This is a genomic window from Polaromonas sp. P1_G4 (genome assembly GCF_056405475.1).
In genome coordinates this window covers 1-18,785 of the sequence record NZ_JBFUCA010000013.1, presented here as the reverse complement: position 1 = coordinate 18,785, position 18,785 = coordinate 1, and the positions used below count along the sequence as shown (strand labels likewise).

Below are 18,785 nucleotides of genomic sequence, written 5' to 3'. Positions count from 1 at the left end.
CCCTTCCACTCATAAGCCTGCGTGCCGGCCGGCTGCCGGTACCAGCCCGGGTCCTTGTATTCGCCGGGCTTCTGGTCCCCGCGCACCTTGAGCACGCTGAACATGCCGCCCATTTCCACGCCGCCGTAGGTGCCCTTGCCCGTCATCATGGGCGCGGTGTTGTCGGGGATCGGCATCTCCATCTCCCCCATATCGGCCATGCCGCGTTCGCCCATCACCATGTAGTCGGGCACAGCCTTCTGGATTTTCCTGACGAGACCGCGGTGGTCCACGCCAATCATGGTGGGCACGTCGTGACCCATGGCGTTCATGGTGTGGTGGCTTTTGTGGCAATGAAAAGCCCAGTCGCCTTCCTCGTCCGCCAGAAATTCAAACTGGCGCATCTGGCCCACGGCAACATCCGTCGTCACTTCCGGCCAGCGGGCCGGCCGCGGCGTGGGGCCGCCGTCGGTGCCGGTCACCGTGAACTCGTGCCCGTGCAGGTGCATCGGGTGGTTGGTCATGGTGAGGTTGCCCACACGTATGCGCACCCTGTCGTTCCTGCGCACCACCAGCGGGTCAATGCCGGGGAAGATGCGGCTGTTCCAGCTCCACAGGTTGAAGTCCAGCATGGTCATGATCTTCGGCGTCATGCTGCCGGGTTCGATGTCGTAGGCGTTGAGCAGGAACACGAAGTCGCGGTCGACGACGTCGATGAGCGGATGTTTTTCCCTGGGGTGTGTGACCCAGAAACCCATCATGCCCATGGCCATCTGCGTCATTTCGTCGGCATGCGGGTGGTACATGAATGTGCCGGGGCGCCGCGCCGCGAACTCATACACAAACGTCTTGCCCACCGGGATCGCCGGCTGGTTCAGCCCGGCCACGCCGTCCATGCCATTGGGCAGGCGCTGGCCATGCCAGTGGACGCTGGTGTGCTCGGGCAGTTTGTTGGTGACGAATATACGAACGCGGTCGCCCTCGACGACCTCAATCGTGGGGCCCGGGCTCTGGCCGTTGTAGCCCCACATGTGGGCCTTGAAGCCCGGTGCCATTTCGCGCACCACCGGCTCCGCCACCAGGTGGAATTCTTTCACGCCGTTGTTCATGCGCCAGGGCAGCGTCCATCCATTCAGGGTGACGACCGGGTTGTAGGGCCGGCCGTTCGGCGGCGCCAGCGGCGGCGCGGTATCGGGCTTGTTCATCGTCACGGGTTCCGGCAGCGCGGCCATCGCCACCTTGCTGACGGACGCGGCAGCTGCCGCTGTCAGCGCCGCGCGGTTAAAGAAATTTCGTCGATTCATGGGATTCCTTGTGTTGGGGGGCGCTCAGTGCGCTGCGGCTGTGGCGGCGCCGGTTTTGCCGGAAGGCCTGGACGAGGCCGTGCCGGGCGATGCGCCGGCAAGCACCGTCTGAAGGTCGGCTTCGGCAAGCCAGAAGTCGCGTTGCGCCTCGATGGTGCCGGCAGCGGCCAGGGTCTGCGCGCGGGCGCCGGCCAGCAGGTCAAAGACGCTGGTGAGCATACCGTTGTAGCGCAGTACCGTTTCATCCTGGATGAAGCGGTAAAGCGGCATCACCTCCGTCTGGTAGTGGCGTGCCAGGTCGTAGGCCGTGCGGTAGCTGTGGTAAGCCTCGCGTGCTTCGCTGCGCGCCCTGACCGCCAGTTCGCGCACACGTGCCGAATCACCCAGGGTGTCCCACAGGCCGTCGGCACCGGGTTGGGGCCGGATGGCGCGTTGCCCTGCCCATTGCGCCGTCGCCAGGCGCAGGTCCAGCCGCTGCTGCAGCACGCGGCTTTCGATGTCCGGCATGTCTTCCGCTTTCGGGGGCAGGTCGGGCAGCCGCTCGGGCAATGTGAAGCCGGCTTGCGTGCCCCACAGGCCCATCACCACCACGAGTTTTTCGCGCTCGCTGAAAGCGGCCTGCCGGGCGCGCGCCAATTGCGCCGTGGCCTCGGCCAGCAGCAGTTGTTCGCGGGCCTGCTGCAGCTTGCTCCAGTTGCCTGCGCGTGCCATGCGGCGCGCCAGCTCGCCGCCGGTCTCCGCGTTCTCCCTGGCCTCGTCCATAAAGCGCGCTGTCTGCGCGGCAGCCACCGCGTTGATCCAGGCTTTGCGGGTATCGCTTGACAGCAGGGTGATGTCTTGCGCGGCCTTGAGTTTGGCCGGGCTGGCAGACACGGCATCCGTGATGTTGACGCCTTCGCCGGCCAGGGACAGTTGCAGGCCGGGGTTATTGAGCAGTGCAATGCGCACCGCGCTTTCTGCGCTGAGCGGGCCTTTCAGCAGGTCGGCAACGGCGGCGCTGTTGTCTTTGCCCGGCCGCGCAATGAGCACGGGGGGCGAAGTGCCCGAGCCGCCCGGTTGCGGGGCGGCCAGCGCCTGCAGGCCACTCACGCCGCCGTCGGGCACTGCCGTTGTGCAGCCCGCGAGGGCCAGCATGAGCAGCGCCAATGAACCCAGACGTGGAGCGGTGTGGCGGTGGCCGGCAGCGGAGGTCATGCCGGGCTTCATGGTTTCGAGGCGGCGGGCGCCGCAGGTTCGGTTCGTGGTGCCTGGGCCTCTTCCCATTTCAGCAGGTCGGCATGCCCCTTTTTGAATTGGCCCGCAGTGGTGTTGGATTTTTTCCAGTCATCGCTGGCCGGCTCCACGCCTTGCGGACGGTTCACAAATACGGACTGGTACGGGGTGGATGGCACCAGCGTGCCCGGGCTGGCAGCTTGTTCGGTGGGTCGGGGGTTCACCCGGGGGTAGGGATCTGTCTGTGCATGGGCCCCGGCATAACCGATGAAAAACAGCGCGAGGGCCAGCGCTGTGCGCGGGCGGGAAATGAAACGAATGGTCACAAGAATCTCCTGGATACAAGCGGGGCGATTTGCGGAAAATCGCGGGTATCCGGCGTCAAGAGCCTGAAAGGCCCTGCCGGACGGCAAGTACAGGCCCAGTACGGGCCTGGAGATCAGGAAATGGGTGGTTTTTGGCCCAGCGCGGCGTCGGCGCTGGCGAACTGGTCTGACGCTGGACGCAGCAGGCTGCGCCCTTGGAAAACGGGGCTGTGGTCCGGCACCGCCAGCGACAGCGCGACCGTATGGCAGGCCTGGCATGCCGCGCAGGATTCACAGCCGGTATCGCTCGACTGGGGGGTGTTCCCCGAGGTTTGCCCGGCGCAGTCGTGCATGGCCATGGTTGCTTCGGGCGACGTCTCTTCGTGGCCTGAATGGCCCTCAACCCCCATGTGGTGAGCGGAAGCAGCTATCGTTTTGGTAGCGGACTGTTCCTGTTCCACGGAAGCAAGCCGCCCGTGTTGCACATGGGCTGCGGCCATTTGCGTCGCCATCGCATCGCCCACCCAGCCGCGCAAGGGCAGCAGGGCGATCATCAGGGCGAAGAGCAGGTGGCGCATGGGTGAATGATAGGCGATGCGTTTAAAAAGTTCCCGCGGCAAGCCGTTAAGCTTGCCATCGCAAGGCCGGCAGTGGAAACTGTTGTGATCACTCATGACAAGCAGGTTCGTCCTTTGAAACTTCATTCCATGCTTTTGAAGCCTGGCGTTGCAGCCGCCCTGGCCTCGGCTTTCCTGTTCGGCGCGGGCACGCCGCTGGCCAAGTCGCTGCTCGGCCAGGTCAATCCCTGGATACTCGCCGGGCTTTTGTACCTGGGCTCAGGTCTGGGGCTGGCGATTTATCGGCGCCTGCGCGGCGCTGCCCGGCCACGCCTGAACCGCGGCGAGGGTCGCTGGCTGGCCGCGGCCGTGCTGTGTGGCGGCGGGCTGGCGCCGGTGCTGCTGATGTACGGCCTGTCGGCGATGCCTTCCAGCCATGCGGCCCTGCTGCTCAATGCCGAGGCGGTATTGACCGCCGTGCTTGCCTGGATGGTGTTCAAGGAAAATTTTGACCGCCGTATTGCGGCGGGCATGGCCGCTATCGTGGCGGGTGCCGTGCTGCTGAGCTGGCCGCAGCAGGCAGCGGCCACGGCGGGGTCAACATTCAGCGCGCTGTGGCCCGCGCTGGCCGTGACTTTGGCGTGTTTTTTTTGGGCGCTGGACAACAACTTCACGCGCAAGGTGTCGCTGGTGGATGCGTCATGGATTGCCTGCGTGAAAGGGCTGGTGGCCGGTGTCACCAATCTGCTGCTGGCCTTTTTGGCAGGCGCGGCGTTGCCGGGTGCGGTACAAATCTCCGCCGCGATGGCGGTCGGCCTGCTGGCCTACGGCGTGAGCCTGGCGCTTTTTGTGGTGGCCTTGCGGCACCTTGGGGCATCAAGGGCCGGTGCCTACTTTTCGACGGCGCCTTTTGTGGGCGCATTGTTTTCCGTGGTGTTTCTTGCCGAGCCCGTCACCTGGCAACTGGTGGGTGCCGCCTTGCTGATGGCCATCGGCATCTGGCTGCACCTGACCGAGCATCATGCGCACATGCATCGGCACGAAGCGCTGGAACATGAACACCTGCATGCGCATGACGCGCATCACCCGCATGAGCATGCGCAGGCGGTTCCAGGAATGCATTCACATCGCCACCGCCATGAGCCCCTGGCCCACAGCCATGCGCACTACCCTGACGCCCATCACCGCCACGGGCATTCCGGTGGCTGAAGAAGACGGCCTCGTTTAGACCGCAAACAGGTCTCAGGATTTCTGAAGTTGCAGCTGCGCCTTGTCGATCCAGAGCTGCAGGCTGTCCAGCAATTCCTTCTGGCTGAATGAACAGCTTTCCTCGGTGAACAGTGCGGCGGACTCCAGCCGGTTGAGCAGTTGCGACAGCACATCACTGAAGCGGGCCGGCAAGGCAGCTGCAAGGCTTTGCTGCTGCGCAGCCATTTGTGCAAAGGTGCCCGCGCGAATGCCGTCACTGCGCAGTTGCTGCAGTGCGTCCTGCAATGCTTCGAGTTGCTGTTGGGGTGTCATGTTCTGGTTGTGGAGCTTGAAGGGACGTTCAGGCGGCGGCGGACACCTGCACCCGGGCCGGCATGCGGTCGAACACCAGCGTCAGCATGGCCAGCAAACCAAAAGGCACGCCGACCCAGCCCAGCTGCGCAAAACCCACCTGATCGAGCACCGCACCGCTGACCACAGCGCCCAGCGCCGTGCCCACGTACAGCATGGAGCCATTGAGGCTGAGCAGCAGCGGTGCCTGTGCGGGCGACAAGGTGGCCAGCCGGCTTTGCTGCGGTGCCATCAGCCCGAAACCTGCAATGCCCCACAGAACCAGCACGGCCATGGTGGCCGGCACATGGCCGCGCGTCAGCGGCAGCAGGCACATCATCGCCACCAGCACAGCCAGCTGCACGCGCATGCTGCGCAGTGCGCCAAAGCGGTCGGTGGCCCAGCCGCCCATCAACGTACCGGCCACGCCCGCCAGGCCGAAGACGGCCAGCGTGGCGGAAAGCTGCGCTGAACTCATGGGGTTGAGCGCCTGCAGTACCGGACCGACATAGGCAAAAACACTGAAGATGGCAATGAAATACAGCAGCGTTCGGCCCCATACGCGCAGCACCGCGGGCTGGCGCGCTGCGGCGCGGAAACCCGCAAAGCTGGTGCCTGCGCTGGCCATGTCGGCCGGGATCAGCCAGCTCGCCGCGATCAGCGCCGCCAGGCTGGCCCCGGCCGACAGCCAGACCGGCACGCGCCAGCCAAACTCAAAGCCCAGCCAGGCGCCGATCGGCAAGCCCACGGCGTAGCTGATGCTCATGCCCAGGAAGGTGATGGACAGCGCCCTGCCGCGCAGCGATGGCACCACCATGCTGACCGCCAGCGCCGATGCTGCGGCGGTGAACATGGCACCTGCTCCCATCAGTACGCGGCCCAGCAGCAGCAGGGGAAAGTTGGGCGCGACGGCGCAAACCAGGCAACCGGCGGTAAACAGGCTGAGTGCCAGCTGGACGGCGCGCTTGCGTGGCCACCTGGCGGTAAGGATGATGAGCAGGGGCGCCAGCACCGCGGTGGCAATGGCGTATGCCGTCATGGCCTGGCCGGCGGCCGCCACACTGATGCCCAGCGAGGCACTCATGGGCTGCAGGATGCCGCCGAGCACAAAAGCCCCGCTGCCGATCACGAGGTTGCACAGGGCGAAGAAATAGAGAATGGGCGGCATGGCAGTCATRGGCAGCAGGAATCCGGTGGGCAGATCAGGGTGAAGGCATGGTTGCGGGYGGGCGAGCGGTTAGGCAACAAATCGGCCTTCGGCCCAACCGGAATCAGCGCAAGCAGCTATCAAATTGAGAGCAACAAAAAGACGTCACCGCTATTGTGCGGGAACTCACCCAATCCTGCAGGAGCGGGTGAAAGGCGGTCTTGCGCGGCCCCGTCAGGTTTGCGGGATCCAGGGCCCGCTGGCGGGCAGGGTTGATGTGCTTTGCAGCACTTCCAGGTCTACCGGCTGCGGCGTGTTGTCGCCCGCACCCTGGATTTTCACGATGTCCTGCGGGCAGGCGGAAAACGCGACAAAGCAGTCCATCTCGGCGCGCAGCGTGATCGAGTCACCGGCCTTCGTCACGGTGGGCAGGGTTTTGAGTGTGATGCCGTCGGGCTGCACCCGGATGTTCATGAAGATGTTGAACGAAGCGAGGATGGCGCGTGGCGGCGTCAGGCCCAGCTCGAACATGCCTTCAAACATGTTGTCGCAGCAGTTGCGGTGGTAGCCCTTGACACCCAACAGTTCATAGCGGCGGCGGTCGCAGGCGGCCATGAAGGTGTCGTGTACGCCGGGCGTGCTGTCTTCCACCACGGTGAGGATGGGGTGGCGCTGGTTAGTGACGAAAGAGTCGCCGACGACAGGATTCAGGTGCTGGTTCCACACGCGGGTGGTTTCCATGCACATGAATTCGTTCAGGTCGTAGGCATTGAACGCCCAGCAATCGACCACCTGCGTGCCGTGGGTGTTGATGACCTTCACGGCTTGCCCGGCCTGCAGGCGCAGCGCCTTGCCGTGGCCGGCAGGGATGTGCAGGGCGCCGGGCGTCATGGATTCCCCAGGTTACTGGATCATCCCGAGGAACTGCTTCAGCTCGGCGGTTTGCGGATTCGAAAACACTTCGTCGGGCGGCCCGATCTCGTGCACGCGGCCCTGGTGCATGAAGACCACTCGGTCGCAGACCTTGCGGGCGAAGTTCATCTCGTGCGTCACCATCAGCAGCGTCATGCCTTCGGCGGCGAGGCTTTCCACGACCTGCAGCACTTCACCGACGAGTTCAGGGTCCAGCGCCGAGGTGATCTCGTCGCACAACAGCACCGAAGGCTGCATGGCCAGTGCGCGCGCGATCGCCACGCGCTGTTGCTGCCCGCCCGAAAGCTGGTCGGGCCAGGACTCGAATTTTTCGGCCAGGCCCACGCGTTGCAGCAGCGCACGCGCGTGTTCTTCTGCGGGGGCACCGGCCGTCTTCTTGACCAGCGTCGGTGCCAGCATGATGTTTTTGCCAACGGTCAGGTGCGGGAAGAGGTTAAAGCTCTGGAAGATCATGCCGACATGCTGGCGCAGCTCGCGCATGACCTGCGGGCTGTCGTGCAAAAGGTGCTTGCCGTCCACACGCAGCGTGCCGCTCTGAAAGACTTCCAACCCGTTGATGCAGCGCAGCAGCGTGCTTTTTCCCGAGCCGCTTTTGCCGATGATGGCGATCACTTCGCCGGCCTTGACTTCCAGATCAATGCCCTTCAAAACCTCGTTGGCTCCGAAGCTTTTGCGAAGTTGATTGATCTCGACAAGAGTCCTGTCGGACGAAGTTGTTGCGGGGGATGATGCGACGTTAGCGTCCATTTCTGGCTTTCCTCTCAAGCTTGCGGGCATACAGGGACACGGGGAAACACAGCGCGAAGTACATCAGYGCGACGCAGCTGTACACCACAAAGGGTTTGAAGGTGGCGTTGGTGATCATGGTGCCGGCCTTGGTCAGTTCGATAAAACCAATCACCGAGGCCAGCGCCGTGCCCTTGATGACCTGCACCAGAAAGCCCACGGTGGGCGGCACGGCAATGCGCACAGCTTGCGGCAACACGATGTACTTGAGCTGCTCTCCAAAGTTGAGCGCCAGGCTTTGCGCGGCTTCCCATTGGCCTTTGGGGATGGCGTCAACGCAGCCGCGCCAGATTTCGGCGAGGTAGGCGCTGGTGTAAAGCGTCAGCGCCACCGCGGCGGCCACCCAGGCCGGCACATTGATGCCGAAAAGCGCCAGGCCGAAATAGGCCAGGAAGAGCTGCATCAGCAAGGGCGTTCCCTGGAACAGCAGCACGTAGCCGTCCAGCGCGCGGCGCGTGATGAGGGCCGCCTTCTGCGCGCCCGGCACCGCGCGGGTGGCGGACAGCCGGCCCACCAATAGCAGCATGCCGACGATGCCGCCGCCTATGAAGGCGACGAGCGACAGCACAACGGTCCAGCGCGCCGCAAGGAGCAGGTTCCTGAAAATATCCCAGACAGAAAATTCAATCATGGTATTGCCCGGCCTTTCCAGTTAGCGACCAAAAAGGAACTTCGGACCCATCCAGTTGAGGAGCTTGCGCACCGCAACGGAGAGCACCAAATAGATCAGCGTGGCGATGATGAAGGCCTCAAACGCCCGGAAGTTGCGGCCCTGGATCAGGTTGGMGGCGTAAGACAGCTCCTGCGTCGAAATTTGCCCGCACACCGCGGAGCCCAGCATCACGATGATGATCTGGCTCACCATGGCGGGCCAGACTTTCTTGAGTGCCGGCGGYAGCACCACACGGGTATAAATCTGCACCCGGTTGAGTGCCAGGCTTTCGGCGGCTTCAATTTGTCCGCGTGGCGTGGCTTCAACGCCCGCGCGAATGATCTCGGTGGCGTAGGCAGACAGGTTGATGACCATCGCCAGCACCGAGGCCGTCTCAGGCGAAAGCCTGAAGCCCGCAGCCGGCAGGCCGAAGAAGATAAAGAACAGCTGCACGATAAAAGGCGTGTTGCGGATCAGCTCCACATACGTGCCGACAACCCAGCGCAGCCACGTGGGCCCGCTGGCGCGCGCCCAGGCAAACGCCATGCCCATGAACATGCCGAGTACCGACGAGATCGCCGTCAGGCCCAGCGTCCAGGCAACCCCAATGGCCAGCAGCGGCCATTGCGACAACACGGCCATGAAATCCAACTCAACGCGCATCTGGTGCTCTCCTGTTGAACGACGATTGCCTTCCCTACCAGTAGCCGCAGTGGAACCGGCTTAGCCGGGCCACAAGCGGCGCCCCCTGCAAGGGGGAGGCGGTTACGCGCAGCGAACCGCAACGGGGGTCAGGGAAGATTGCCGGCAGGGCGGCCCAGCCATTTCATCGCGATCTTGTCCAGGTCGCCATTTTTCTTGGCTTCGGCAATGACTTCATTGACCTTCAGGCGCAGCTTGTCTTCACCTTTGGCCACGCCGATGAAGTTGGGGCTGTCGGCGAGCAGCAGTTTGTACTCGGTGTTCAGTTGCGGGTTCTTGGCCATCATGTTGCCGGCCACGGAGGCGCCGGTGGCGATCAGCTGCACCTGGCCTGCGGTGTAGGCCGRCACGGTGGTGTTGTTGTCTTCAAAGCGCTTGATGTCGGCGCCGGCAGGTGCAACCTTGCTCAGTTCCTGGTCTTCCAGGGCGGCGCGCGTGACGCTGATGCTCTTGCCGGAAAGATCGGCAAACGACTTGACGCTGACGCTCTTGGGACCGAACACGGCCTGGAAGAAGGGCGAGTAGGCCACCGTGAAGTCGATGACTTTCTCCCGGTCGGGGTTTTTGCCCAGCGTGGAGATCACCAGGTCGGCTTTTTTGGTTTGCAGATAAGCGATGCGATTGGCGCTGGTGACAGGCACGAGCTCGATTTTTACGCCGAGTTTTTGCGCGATGTAGCCGGCCATTTCCACGTCCAGGCCCTGGGGTTTCAGGTCAGTGCCGACCATGCCGTAGGGCGGGAAGTCGGTCGGGATCGCGATCTTGATCTCTTTGGCTTTCATGATGTCGTCCAGCGCAGTCTGTGCATGGACGCCGGTGGCGCCCAGCACGGCGGCTGCGGCAAGAGCAAGAGAAAAAACGCGTTTTCTGGAATTCATAGCAGGGCTCCAAGGTAGGTTGAGGAATCGTCAGTGGGTTTGGCCGAAGCACGGCCGGCTTTGCGAACACGGGTGGACAAATCTTTGGACGGCGCGTTGTCAAGCACTTGCGCGGCGAGCGGACTCAACGCGCTGCGCAGATGCGACAGCGGGTCGCCGGCGCCGACCTGCAGCTTGAGCGCGGCCTGCACGCTGCCGATATGGGCCTGCATGAGTTTTTCGGCCTTGGCCAGGTCGCCCTTTTCAAGCGCCTGCACGATCTGCACATGCTCTTCGCAGGATTGCGCCGCATCGTGCGACGACTGGTAGAGCATGGCAATGAGTGTGGTGCGCGCGGTGAAATCGCGCAGGGTATCGGCCAACAGGCTGTTGCCCAGGCATTCGGCCAGGCACACATGAAAGTCACCCAGCAAAAAGCTGCGCAGACCCACGTCGTCGCCTTTGACGGCGGCTTTCTCGCGGGTGAGGTGGCTTTTGAGCTGCTTGATGGCAGCCTTGCTGACGTCACYGGTACAGCGGATCAGGCCCATCTCGATCACGCGGCGCGCCTCGAAGGCTTCGCGCGCCTCTTCCTGCGAAGGCTCGATGACGTACCAGCCACGCCGGCTGCTGACGGTAACGATGCYGCGCACCGCCAGCCGGGTCAGGGCCTCACGCACGATGGTGCGGCTGCAGTCAAACAACATGGCCAGCTGCTGCTCGCCCAGGCGCGCGCCGGGCGCAAGCTTTTGCGCCATCACGGCTTCAATGATGCGGTTGGAGATGTCGGAGGCTGTGGCCATGCACCCTGTAGTGCATATCCCGTGCCAGCTGCCAAACTGGTTCAATTAACTGGTATACAAGTTATGTGCACCTGTCTGGCGTGCCTGGGAGCCAAAATTGCGGGGTTTTGGGGCCGTCTGYACCAGAAAGGGGAATGGCGTAGGCGCGTGGCTCTGGCTGCTGGCGCCTCTACCGCGCCGGATCCTGTCAGTCCAGCCTGGCACCGGAAGCCTTGACCGCCTGGGCCCAGCGCGGCATTTCAGCGGCCAGGAACTGGGCGAACTCATCACTGCCCATGAAGGCAGGGTCGGCCCCTTGCGTGACCATGCGGTTGCGGATGTCCGGGCTGGTCATGACCTGCTTGAAGGCATCGCTGAGTTTGGCCGTCACGTCCCTGGGCAGGCCTGCGGGTGCGAGGAAGCCGTAAAAGCCCACCACCTCGAAACCCTTGATGCCCGATTCAATCACCGTCGGGATGTCAGGCAGGGCGGGGTTGCGCTCCTTGCTGGTCACGGCCAGCGCACGGACCTTGCCCTGCTTGTGATAGTTGGCGGCCTGCGGAATCGATTCGCCCATGAACTGCACCTGGCCTGCCATCAGGTCGGTAAAAGCGGGGGCGCTGCCGCGGTAGGGGATGTGCACCATGAAGAGCCCGGTGGCATTCTTGAACATCTCGGGCACCAGATGGCTGATGCCGCCGTTGCCGGCCGATCCGTAGTTGACCTGGCCGGGCCTCGCCTTGGTGTAGGCGATGAATTCCTTGAGGTTGTTGACCGGTAGCTTGGGGTTGACCAGCAGGGCCAGCGGTTGCATGGCGGTGCGCGCAATCGGGGTGAAGTCTTTCAGCGTGTTGTAGGGCAGCTTGCTGTAGAGCGCGGGGTTGATCACCATCACGCCGGTGTTGGCCAGCATCAGGGTGTAGCCGTCGGGCGCGGCCTTCATGACGTCTTGTGCGCCCACGGTGCCGCCGGCGCCGGATTTGTAGTCGATCACGATGGGCTGACCCAGCACGGCCTGCAGGCGCTCGGTCAAGAGGCGTGCATGCTGGTCCAGCGGCCCGCCGGCCGGGAAGCCGATCACCACGCGTATGGGCTTTTCGGGAAAAGCCGCGAACGCTGCGCCAGACGCCAGCGCTGTGAAGGCCAGCGCGCAAGCTGACATCAGGGTTTTGCGTCGAAGGGCGAGAAATCGGGTCATGGTGTCTCCTGGATGTTTCTGCTTTTATTTCCGCGTGTAAGTGGTGAGGCCGGAAGGACTTCCGCCGTGAAAGGGGAATGCATGTGCTCTCGCACGGGCTGCCGTGCGGGTGCAATCCATCATAGTGAGCGCGGGTCGCTCAAGTGACAGTGTTTTATCAGGAGCTTCCCGGATGTGGGCAGTGTGGACTCGGGGTAGGCTTGGGTCCCAAGTCAGTACTTGTCTGGAGCCTTTTTCTTGACCCTTGATTCCAATACCGGCCAGGCCGTCCCCGCAGCAACTCCGCACAACCTGCACCACCAGGTCTGGCCCAAGCGCCTGCCGCACAGCATCACGCCGCCGGCGACTTCGCTCTGGCACAACCTGGCGGTCAGCGCGTTGCGCTTTCCGGACAAGCCCGCGCTGGTTTTCTTCAACCGCGCGCTCAGCTATGCCGAAGTGATGCGGCAAGCCGAGCGCCTGGCAGCCACGCTTTACCGCATGGGCGTGCGCAAGGGCGACCGCGTGGTGCTCAACATGCAGAACTGCCCGCAGTGGGTGATCGCGCACTTTGCGATCCTGCGGGCCAATGCCGTGGTCGTGCCGGTCAACCCGATGAACCGGGCCGAAGAACTCAAGCACTACATCACCGATCCCGACGCCAGGGTTGCCATCACCACGGCCGACCTGGCGCCCGAGCTGGCCAGGGCGAATGCACAGCTGGCACCCACCGACCGGCTCACGCACCTGGTGGTCACGCATTACAGCGATGCTTTTGACATGGAGCAATCCGGCGGCGACGATGCAGCGATGCCCGACGCCTGGCGCGAATGGCTGGGCACGCGCCACTCACTGCCCGCACTGGACGGCGGCACAGTGATGAGCTGGGCTGATGCGATGACGGCCGGAGAAACCACCGAGCTGCCCCCACACACCGCCACGCCGCAAGACCTGGCTGTGCTGCCCTATACCAGCGGCACCACCGGGCTGCCCAAAGGTTGCATGCACACGCATGCCAGCATCATGCACAACGCTGTGGCCAGTTGCCTGTGGGGCGGCAGCACGTTTGAAAACGTCACGCTGTCTGTGGTGCCGATGTTTCACATCACAGGCATGGTGTCGGTCATGCACGCTTCCATTTACGGCAGTGCGACGCTGGTCATCATGCCGCGTTGGGACCGCGAGCTGGCCGGGCGCCTGATCTCGCGATGGGGGGTGACACACTGGACGAATATCCCCACCATGGTGATCGACCTGCTGGGTAGTCCCAACTTCGCCAGCTTCGACCTTCGCAGTTTGGTCTACATCGGCGGCGGCGGGGCGGCCATGCCGCAGGCTGTGGCCCAGCGCCTGTGGGAACAATACGGCCTGCGCTTTGCCGAAGGCTACGGCCTGACGGAAACCGCGGCGCCCTCGCACAGCAACCCCTATGACGCCACCAAACAGCAATGCCTGGGCGTTCCCTTCATGAGCTGCGACTCGCGCATCATTGATCCGGTCACGCTCAAGGAAGTGCCACAGGGCGAGCAGGGCGAAATCATCATGAGCGGGCCGCAGATATTCCAGGGCTACTGGAAGCGCCCGGACGCGACGGCCGAAGCTTTTATCGAGCTCGACGGCAAGCGTTTCTTTCGCTCGGGCGATCTGGGGCGCATGGACGAGCAAGGCTATTTCTTCATTACCGACCGGCTCAAGCGCATGATCAATGCGTCAGGCTTCAAGGTGTGGCCGGCCGAAGTGGAGGCGCTGATGTTCAAGCACCCGGCCATCCAGGAGGCCTGCATCATCAGTACCAAAGACGCCTACCGCGGCGAAACCGTCAAGGCGGTGGTGGTGCTGCGCGCCGCGGCCAAAGGCCAGACGACGGAAGACGACATCATCAACTGGTGCAAGGAGAACATGGCGGCGTACAAATATCCGCGTGTGGTGCAGTTTGTCGATGCGCTGCCCAAGAGCGGCTCGGGCAAGGTCATGTGGCGAGCCTTGCAGGAAGCGGAGCAGGGCGCAAAGTGACTGACTCTGGCACGATGCGGGTTCTGAGCCTTCTGAGTGCCACCCGGAGACAAAATTGAAAATCACATCGGTCAAGCCGTTCATCCTGCATGTGCCCGTCACGGGCTCGCAGATTGCCGACAGCACCCACACCATTTCGCATTGGGGCGTGGTCGGGGCGCAGATAGACACAGACAACGGGCTCACCGGGTACGGCTTCACCGGCACCCATGCCCATTTGCCGAGCGACCAACTGATTACACGCTGCATCGAGACCTGCCATGCGCCGCTTCTGATCGGTGAAGACGCGGCAGACATCCAGCGTTTATGGCTCAAGCTGGCGCGCAACCCGGCCCTGCAGTGGGTGGGGCGCGCCGGCATCATCACGCTGTCTCAGGCCGCCATCGACATCGCGCTGTGGGACTTGAAGGCCAAGGCTGCGGGCGTGCCGCTGTGGAAGCTGCTGGGCGGCCAGGTGCGCGAGAAAGTACGCGCTTACAACACCGACATCGGCTGGCTGAGCATTCCCGACGACCAGCTGGTGACTGGKGCGAAGCGCGCAGTCGACGAAGGCTTCACCGGTATCAAGGTCAAGATTGGCTCCAGCGTCGACCGTGACCTGAAACGGCTGGAGGCCGTGCGCCGCGCCATCGGCCCCGCCATCACCATGGCAACCGACGGCAACGGCAAATGGGACTTGCCCACCTGCCAGCGCTTTTGCCGCGCGGCAGAGGCATTTGATTTGTACTGGATTGAAGAGCCGCTCTGGTACGACGACGTGAAAGGCCATGCGCAACTGGCGCGCAGCACCAGCATCCCCGTCGCGCTGGGCGAGCAGCTCTACACGCACGATGCGTTTGCGGAATTCTTCCACCAGGAAGCGATTCATTGGGTGCAGCCCGATGTGACGCGCATGGGCGGCATCACCGAAGTGCTGCGCGTCTGCGACACGGCGCATTCCTTCCGGTTGCCGGTGGCGCCGCACGCGGGCGACATGAGTCAGGTGCATGTGCACCTCAATCATGCCCACCCGGCCTGCACGGTGCTTGAATACATCCCCTGGATCAAGGACTGCTTCCTGGAGCCGGCCCAGGTGGTGGACGGCCACTTCAGCCTGCCGCAGCAGCCGGGCGCCAGCACCACGCCCACGGAAGCAGCCTGGGCCAGATACCACCAGCCGGCATCCTGATGTCGTTCGGATGATTTTTAGTAAAAAGTGGCTGAAAGCCATAATGGACGAGCGCAAGCAGCTATAAAAATAGTAGCAAAATCCTGCACGGCTGTGCCGGCTTTCCAGGTCAGGTATCGTGCTGCTCTGTCAAACCAACGAACACGCGGCGCTTGCTGCGCTTTTCCTGCATGGCCAAACCCGCTCCGTCTCTTCCTCCTTCGCCTGACCTGGATGACAAGCCGCTCGACGGCTGGCGGCTGCGCCTGTACACCATCATCTTTGAGGCCGACACCCGTGCCGGACGGCTTTTTGACAAGACACTGATCGCCCTTATCCTGGTCAGTATCGCCGTGGTGATGGCCGACAGCGTGCAGTCGATCCATGCTTCGCACGGCCGGGCGTTCGCGGTGGTCGAATGGATCTTCACGCTACTCTTCACCGCCGAATACATCGCGCGCCTGGTGTGTGTGCGCAAGCCGCTGCAGTACGCGACAAGTTTTTTCGGCATCATCGATCTGGTCGCCGTGTTGCCAACTTACCTGGCGCTGTTCTTTCCGGAACTCCATGCGCTCATCGATGTGCGCGTGCTGCGGCTGCTGCGTGTGTTCCGTATCTTCAAGCTGGCTGCCTACGTGGCTGAATACCAGTCGCTGGGCCGGGCGCTGGCAGCGAGCGGCCGCAAGATTCTGGTGTTCCTGTCAGCCGTGGTCATGATGGTGCTGGTGATGGGTACCGTGATGTACGTGGTCGAAGGGCCGTCCAACGGCTTTACCAGCATCCCGACCTCGGTCTACTGGGCCATCAGCACGGTCACCACGGTAGGCTTTGGCGACATCACGCCCAAGACAGACCTGGGCCGGCTGATCTCGTCATTCATGATGTTGCTGGGCTGGGGCATTCTTGCGGTGCCCACCGGCATCGTCACGGCCGAAATGGCGGCGGAGCGGCGGCTGCAGCATCTGGCCTTGCCGACCACGCGCACCTGCCATGAATGCCTGACCGAAGGCCACCTGCCCGAGGCAGACTTCTGCTTTCATTGCGGGGCAGCGCTGCCGCTTTATCAGCATCAAGACCAGCACAAGGATTCCGGGGACGCGAAGGATGCATCCTCTCGGCGTCCTGGTGTTTAAGACGCGCCGGCCGTCAACCGGCGCGGCGTGATCTCTATCGACCCGAGCGCTGTACTCATCCACACCGTGCCGTCCTGCACCGTCACCTGCAGCTGCATGCTGCGCTCAGCCAATTTGGCCAAGGCCTGGCTTTCTGCCGCATCGATCTGCCAGACCACCAGGTTGGCGGCGCGGGTGAGCTTGGTTTCAATGTTCTTCCACCAGACCGGTGTACTGCTGGCAAAGCTGTAGACGCTGACCTTTTCGGCCCGCCCGGCGGCCTTCATCAGGCGCTTGTCGTCGGGCTGGCCGACGTCAATCCAGTGCAGGATCTGCTCGGTGTAGTCCTTGTGCCAGAGCGCGGCTTCATCCACGTCCCACAAGTCCTTGGCAAATTCAAGGTTGCCCTTTTTGTCGTCGGCCGGCACGTTGAGCGCGAAGGCCAGCAGGCGGATCATCATGCGTTCGTCGGCCTCCGACGGGTGGCGCGCAATGGTCACGCTGTGGTCGGCGTAGATGCTGCGGTCCATGTCGGACAGGGCTAGCTGGGCTTTGTAGATAGTGGCTTTGAGTGCCATAGGATTTACTTCTTTATCTCTGGTCTGGACGGGAACGAACCCTCTATTGGAACAGAGCGCAGAAGGGTAACCCCGCCCGAGCGGGATTTAACGGGTCTGGCTATAGTTTCCCGATGATCAGTCTTTCAGTCCTAGACCAGTCCGTCGCCGTCACCGGCCGCACGGAAGACGCCTCCATCCGCGAAACCCTGCAACTGGCCCGCCACTGCGAAGCGCTGGGCTACAAACGCTTTTGGGTCAGCGAGCATCACAGCCACCCCAGCATCGTCGGCTCGGCCCCCGAAGTCTTGATGGCAGCCATCGCGGCCACCACCAGCCGCATCCGCGTGGGCAGCGCCGGTGTCATGCTGCCGCACTATGCGGCGCTCAAGGTGGCAGAGCAGTTTCGGGTACTCGAAGCCATCGCGCCGGGCCGCATCGACCTGGGCGTGGGCCGCGCGCCGGGCTCGGACATGCGTACGGCGCGTTTGCTGAGCAGCGACCCGCGTCAGTCGGCCGAGAACTTTCCCATCCAGGTGCGTGAGCTGCAGGCCTGGCTGGCTGGCGTTGACCTGCCCGAAGGCCATCCGGGCCGCGGCGTGACGGCCAACCCCATGGGGCCGACCACGCCGGAGATGTGGATGCTGGGCAGTTCTGACTACGGCGCGCAGCTGGCCGCGCACTATGGACTACCGTATGCGTTTGCTTACTTCATCACCGACGGGCAGGGCGCGGAGCAGGCATTGGACCTGTATCGGTCCACCTACCGGCCCAGCCCGCGCCACCCGACGCCGCAGGCGGTGCTCTGCGTCTGGGCGCTGGCGGCCGACACGGAGGCCGAGGCCTGGCATCACTTCTCGGGTCGCGAGCGCTGGAAGATAGACCGCAACCGCGGCGCGCTGGCGGCCCTGCCTTCGCCCGAAGAAGTGGCGCTGCGGCCGTATACGCCGGTCGAGCAGGCCGAGGCCGACAGGCTCAGGGCCAATGCGTTGGTCGGCAGCGGCCCGCAAGTTGCTGCCAAATTAAGGGCGTTGGCTCATACACTGGGGGTTGACGAGCTGGTCGTGATCACCTGGACACACGACCCCGTTGCCCGCAGGCGCTCCTATGAACTGCTGGCGCGGGAGTTTTTCTGAGTTTGAAACCGGCTACCCACAAAAAACACTGAACAAATATCGAGACAAGGACCACCCCATGCAAACGCCTCCTGCCACTCCGCTCTTTAGCGCCGCCATCGCCGGCAGCCTGCCCAAACCTGGCTGGCTGTCGGAAACCCAAAAACTCTGGCCTCAGTGGAAAAGTGAAGGCGAAGAACTCAGGCAGGCCAAGGCCGACGCCACGCTGCTGTGGATCAAGGTGCAGGAAGACGCGGGCCTGGACGTGATTGGTGACGGCGAGCAGTCGCGCCAGCACTTTGTGCACGGTTTTCTGGAGCAGGTTGACGGCATCGACTTCGAGCACAAGGTCAAGATGGGCATACGCGACAACCGCTACGACGCGATGGTGCCGCAGGTGGTGTCGCAGCTCAAGCTCAAGGGCCGGGTGCATGCTGCTGAAGCACGGCTGTTGCGCGCGCACACCACCAAAAAAATAAAATTCACCTTGCCGGGCCCGATGACGATTGTCGACACCGTGGCCGACCAGTTCTACGGCGACAAGGTCAAGATGGCGATGGCGTTTGCTGAGCTGCTGAACCAGGAAGCGCTGGCGCTGCAGGCCGACGGCGTCGACATCATCCAGTTCGACGAACCCGCGTTCAATGTCTACATGAAGGAAGCCGCCGACTGGGGCGTGAGGGCGCTTGAGCGCGCGGCGCAGGACCTGACCTGCACGACCGCCGTGCACATTTGCTACGGCTACGGCATCAAGGCCAACACCGACTGGAAGGAAACCCTGGGCGAGGAATGGCGGCAGTACGAAACCGTGTTTCCGGCGCTGGCCAAAAGCACCATCCGCCAGGTCAGCCTGGAGTGCTACCACTCCCACGTGCCGCCGCACCTGATGGCGCTGCTTGAGGGCAAGGA

At 63.4% G+C, this 18,785-nt stretch carries 20 protein-coding genes; 6 read left to right on the top strand and 14 right to left on the bottom strand.

The window, feature by feature from the left end; translation table 11 throughout:
* From AC1D1X_RS01510 to AC1D1X_RS01495, 4 genes are all read right to left on the bottom strand, one after another.
* Positions 1-1,283: multicopper oxidase family protein (locus AC1D1X_RS01510; protein ID WP_477697721.1), on the bottom strand; the 1,283-nt coding region annotated here is incomplete at its 3' end.
* 24 nt (positions 1,284-1,307) lie between these two features.
* Positions 1,308-2,477 carry a TolC family protein gene (locus AC1D1X_RS01505; protein WP_477671442.1) on the bottom strand — a complete coding sequence of 390 codons (1,170 nt, stop codon included), beginning with the start codon at positions 2,475-2,477 and terminating at the stop codon, positions 1,308-1,310.
* 8 nt (positions 2,478-2,485) lie between these two features.
* A complete protein-coding gene (locus tag AC1D1X_RS01500) occupies positions 2,486-2,821 on the bottom strand; it encodes a hypothetical protein (RefSeq protein ID WP_477671443.1) in 336 nt (111 codons plus the stop codon).
* Between the two features lie 113 nt (positions 2,822-2,934).
* On the bottom strand, positions 2,935-3,378 hold the full coding sequence (locus AC1D1X_RS01495; protein ID WP_477671444.1) for a hypothetical protein: 444 nt from the start codon (positions 3,376-3,378) through the stop codon (positions 2,935-2,937).
* Positions 3,379-3,507: 129 nt separating this feature from the next.
* Here AC1D1X_RS01495 and AC1D1X_RS01490 point away from each other — a divergent pair, with 129 nt between their 5' ends.
* Positions 3,508-4,566: a DMT family transporter gene (locus tag AC1D1X_RS01490; protein WP_477671445.1), complete on the top strand. Its 1,059-nt coding sequence runs from the start codon at positions 3,508-3,510 to the stop codon at positions 4,564-4,566.
* Between the two features lie 33 nt (positions 4,567-4,599).
* Here the strand turns inward: AC1D1X_RS01490 and AC1D1X_RS01485 are convergent, their stop codons facing one another.
* The 9 genes from AC1D1X_RS01485 to AC1D1X_RS01445 form a co-directional block, all read right to left on the bottom strand.
* Positions 4,600-4,878 (bottom strand): hypothetical protein, encoded by a 279-nt coding sequence (locus AC1D1X_RS01485; RefSeq protein ID WP_477671446.1) that lies wholly within the window; start codon positions 4,876-4,878, stop codon positions 4,600-4,602.
* A gap of 28 nt (positions 4,879-4,906) precedes the next feature.
* A complete protein-coding gene (locus tag AC1D1X_RS01480; RefSeq protein ID WP_477697720.1) occupies positions 4,907-6,064 on the bottom strand; it encodes an MFS transporter in 1,158 nt (385 codons plus the stop codon).
* Positions 6,065-6,277: 213 nt separating this feature from the next.
* Complete coding sequence (locus AC1D1X_RS01475; RefSeq protein ID WP_477671448.1) at positions 6,278-6,934, bottom strand: DUF1989 domain-containing protein; 657 nt, start codon at positions 6,932-6,934, stop codon at positions 6,278-6,280.
* A 12-nt stretch (positions 6,935-6,946) separates the two neighbouring features.
* Entirely contained in the window at positions 6,947-7,723 is a 777-nt protein-coding gene (locus AC1D1X_RS01470) for an amino acid ABC transporter ATP-binding protein (protein ID WP_477671449.1), read from the bottom strand.
* A complete protein-coding gene (locus tag AC1D1X_RS01465) occupies positions 7,713-8,393 on the bottom strand; it encodes an amino acid ABC transporter permease (RefSeq protein ID WP_457279229.1) in 681 nt (226 codons plus the stop codon). The genes AC1D1X_RS01470 and AC1D1X_RS01465 overlap by 11 nt, the downstream gene beginning before the upstream one ends.
* A 21-nt stretch (positions 8,394-8,414) precedes the next feature.
* Positions 8,415-9,077 (bottom strand): amino acid ABC transporter permease, encoded by a 663-nt coding sequence (locus tag AC1D1X_RS01460; protein WP_477697719.1) that lies wholly within the window; start codon positions 9,075-9,077, stop codon positions 8,415-8,417.
* Positions 9,078-9,205: 128 nt separating this feature from the next.
* On the bottom strand, positions 9,206-9,994 hold the full coding sequence (locus AC1D1X_RS01455; protein WP_477697718.1) for a transporter substrate-binding domain-containing protein: 789 nt from the start codon (positions 9,992-9,994) through the stop codon (positions 9,206-9,208).
* Entirely contained in the window at positions 9,991-10,776 is a 786-nt protein-coding gene (locus AC1D1X_RS01450; RefSeq protein WP_477697717.1) for a GntR family transcriptional regulator, read from the bottom strand. Before AC1D1X_RS01450 ends, AC1D1X_RS01455 begins: the two co-directional genes overlap by 4 nt.
* A gap of 187 nt (positions 10,777-10,963) precedes the next feature.
* The gene (locus AC1D1X_RS01445; RefSeq protein WP_477671620.1) at positions 10,964-11,917 is read right to left on the bottom strand and encodes a Bug family tripartite tricarboxylate transporter substrate binding protein; all 954 of its coding nucleotides are present in this window, start codon (positions 11,915-11,917) and stop codon (positions 10,964-10,966) included.
* Positions 11,918-12,190: 273 nt separating this feature from the next.
* On the opposite strand from AC1D1X_RS01445, the gene AC1D1X_RS01440 reads away from it, so the two are divergent.
* The 3 genes from AC1D1X_RS01440 to AC1D1X_RS01430 all read left to right on the top strand — a co-directional run bounded on the left by AC1D1X_RS01440 (position 12,191) and on the right by AC1D1X_RS01430 (position 16,225).
* Entirely contained in the window at positions 12,191-13,945 is a 1,755-nt protein-coding gene (locus tag AC1D1X_RS01440) for a long-chain fatty acid--CoA ligase (RefSeq protein ID WP_477671452.1), read from the top strand.
* 55 nt (positions 13,946-14,000) lie between these two features.
* The gene (locus tag AC1D1X_RS01435; RefSeq protein ID WP_477671453.1) at positions 14,001-15,113 is read left to right on the top strand and encodes a mandelate racemase/muconate lactonizing enzyme family protein; all 1,113 of its coding nucleotides are present in this window, start codon (positions 14,001-14,003) and stop codon (positions 15,111-15,113) included.
* Positions 15,114-15,283: 170 nt separating this feature from the next.
* The gene (locus AC1D1X_RS01430; protein ID WP_477671454.1) at positions 15,284-16,225 is read left to right on the top strand and encodes an ion transporter; all 942 of its coding nucleotides are present in this window, start codon (positions 15,284-15,286) and stop codon (positions 16,223-16,225) included.
* On the opposite strand, the gene AC1D1X_RS01425 is transcribed toward AC1D1X_RS01430, so the two are convergent.
* Entirely contained in the window at positions 16,222-16,782 is a 561-nt protein-coding gene (locus tag AC1D1X_RS01425) for a YaeQ family protein (RefSeq protein ID WP_477671455.1), read from the bottom strand. The genes AC1D1X_RS01430 and AC1D1X_RS01425 overlap by 4 nt on opposite strands.
* Before the next feature lie 113 nt (positions 16,783-16,895).
* On the opposite strand from AC1D1X_RS01425, the gene AC1D1X_RS01420 reads away from it, so the two are divergent.
* Together AC1D1X_RS01420 and AC1D1X_RS01415 are read left to right on the top strand one after the other, a co-directional pair.
* Complete coding sequence (locus tag AC1D1X_RS01420) at positions 16,896-17,897, top strand: LLM class flavin-dependent oxidoreductase (protein ID WP_477671456.1); 1,002 nt, start codon at positions 16,896-16,898, stop codon at positions 17,895-17,897.
* 58 nt (positions 17,898-17,955) lie between these two features.
* Positions 17,956-18,785: methionine synthase (locus tag AC1D1X_RS01415; RefSeq protein ID WP_477697716.1), on the top strand; the 830-nt coding region annotated here is incomplete at its 3' end.

Bases quoted from the DNA above. Each gene is read 5' to 3' on its own strand.
- AC1D1X_RS01505 (WP_477671442.1), bottom strand. From the start codon at position 2,477: ATGACCTCCGCTGCCGGCCACCGCCACACCGCTCCACGTCTGGGTTCA.
- AC1D1X_RS01495 (WP_477671444.1), bottom strand. From the start codon at position 3,378: ATGCGCCACCTGCTCTTCGCCCTGATGATCGCCCTGCTGCCCTTGCGC.
- AC1D1X_RS01490 (WP_477671445.1), top strand. From the start codon at position 3,508: ATGCTTTTGAAGCCTGGCGTTGCAGCCGCCCTGGCCTCGGCTTTCCTG.
- AC1D1X_RS01485 (WP_477671446.1), bottom strand. From the start codon at position 4,878: ATGACACCCCAACAGCAACTCGAAGCATTGCAGGACGCACTGCAGCAA.
- AC1D1X_RS01480 (WP_477697720.1), bottom strand. From the start codon at position 6,064: ATGCCGCCCATTCTCTATTTCTTCGCCCTGTGCAACCTCGTGATCGGC.
- AC1D1X_RS01475 (WP_477671448.1), bottom strand. From the start codon at position 6,934: ATGACGCCCGGCGCCCTGCACATCCCTGCCGGCCACGGCAAGGCGCTG.
- AC1D1X_RS01470 (WP_477671449.1), bottom strand. From the start codon at position 7,723: ATGGACGCTAACGTCGCATCATCCCCCGCAACAACTTCGTCCGACAGG.
- AC1D1X_RS01445 (WP_477671620.1), bottom strand. From the start codon at position 11,917: ATGTCAGCTTGCGCGCTGGCCTTCACAGCGCTGGCGTCTGGCGCAGCG.
- AC1D1X_RS01430 (WP_477671454.1), top strand. From the start codon at position 15,284: ATGGCCAAACCCGCTCCGTCTCTTCCTCCTTCGCCTGACCTGGATGAC.
- AC1D1X_RS01425 (WP_477671455.1), bottom strand. From the start codon at position 16,782: ATGGCACTCAAAGCCACTATCTACAAAGCCCAGCTAGCCCTGTCCGAC.
- AC1D1X_RS01420 (WP_477671456.1), top strand. From the start codon at position 16,896: ATGATCAGTCTTTCAGTCCTAGACCAGTCCGTCGCCGTCACCGGCCGC.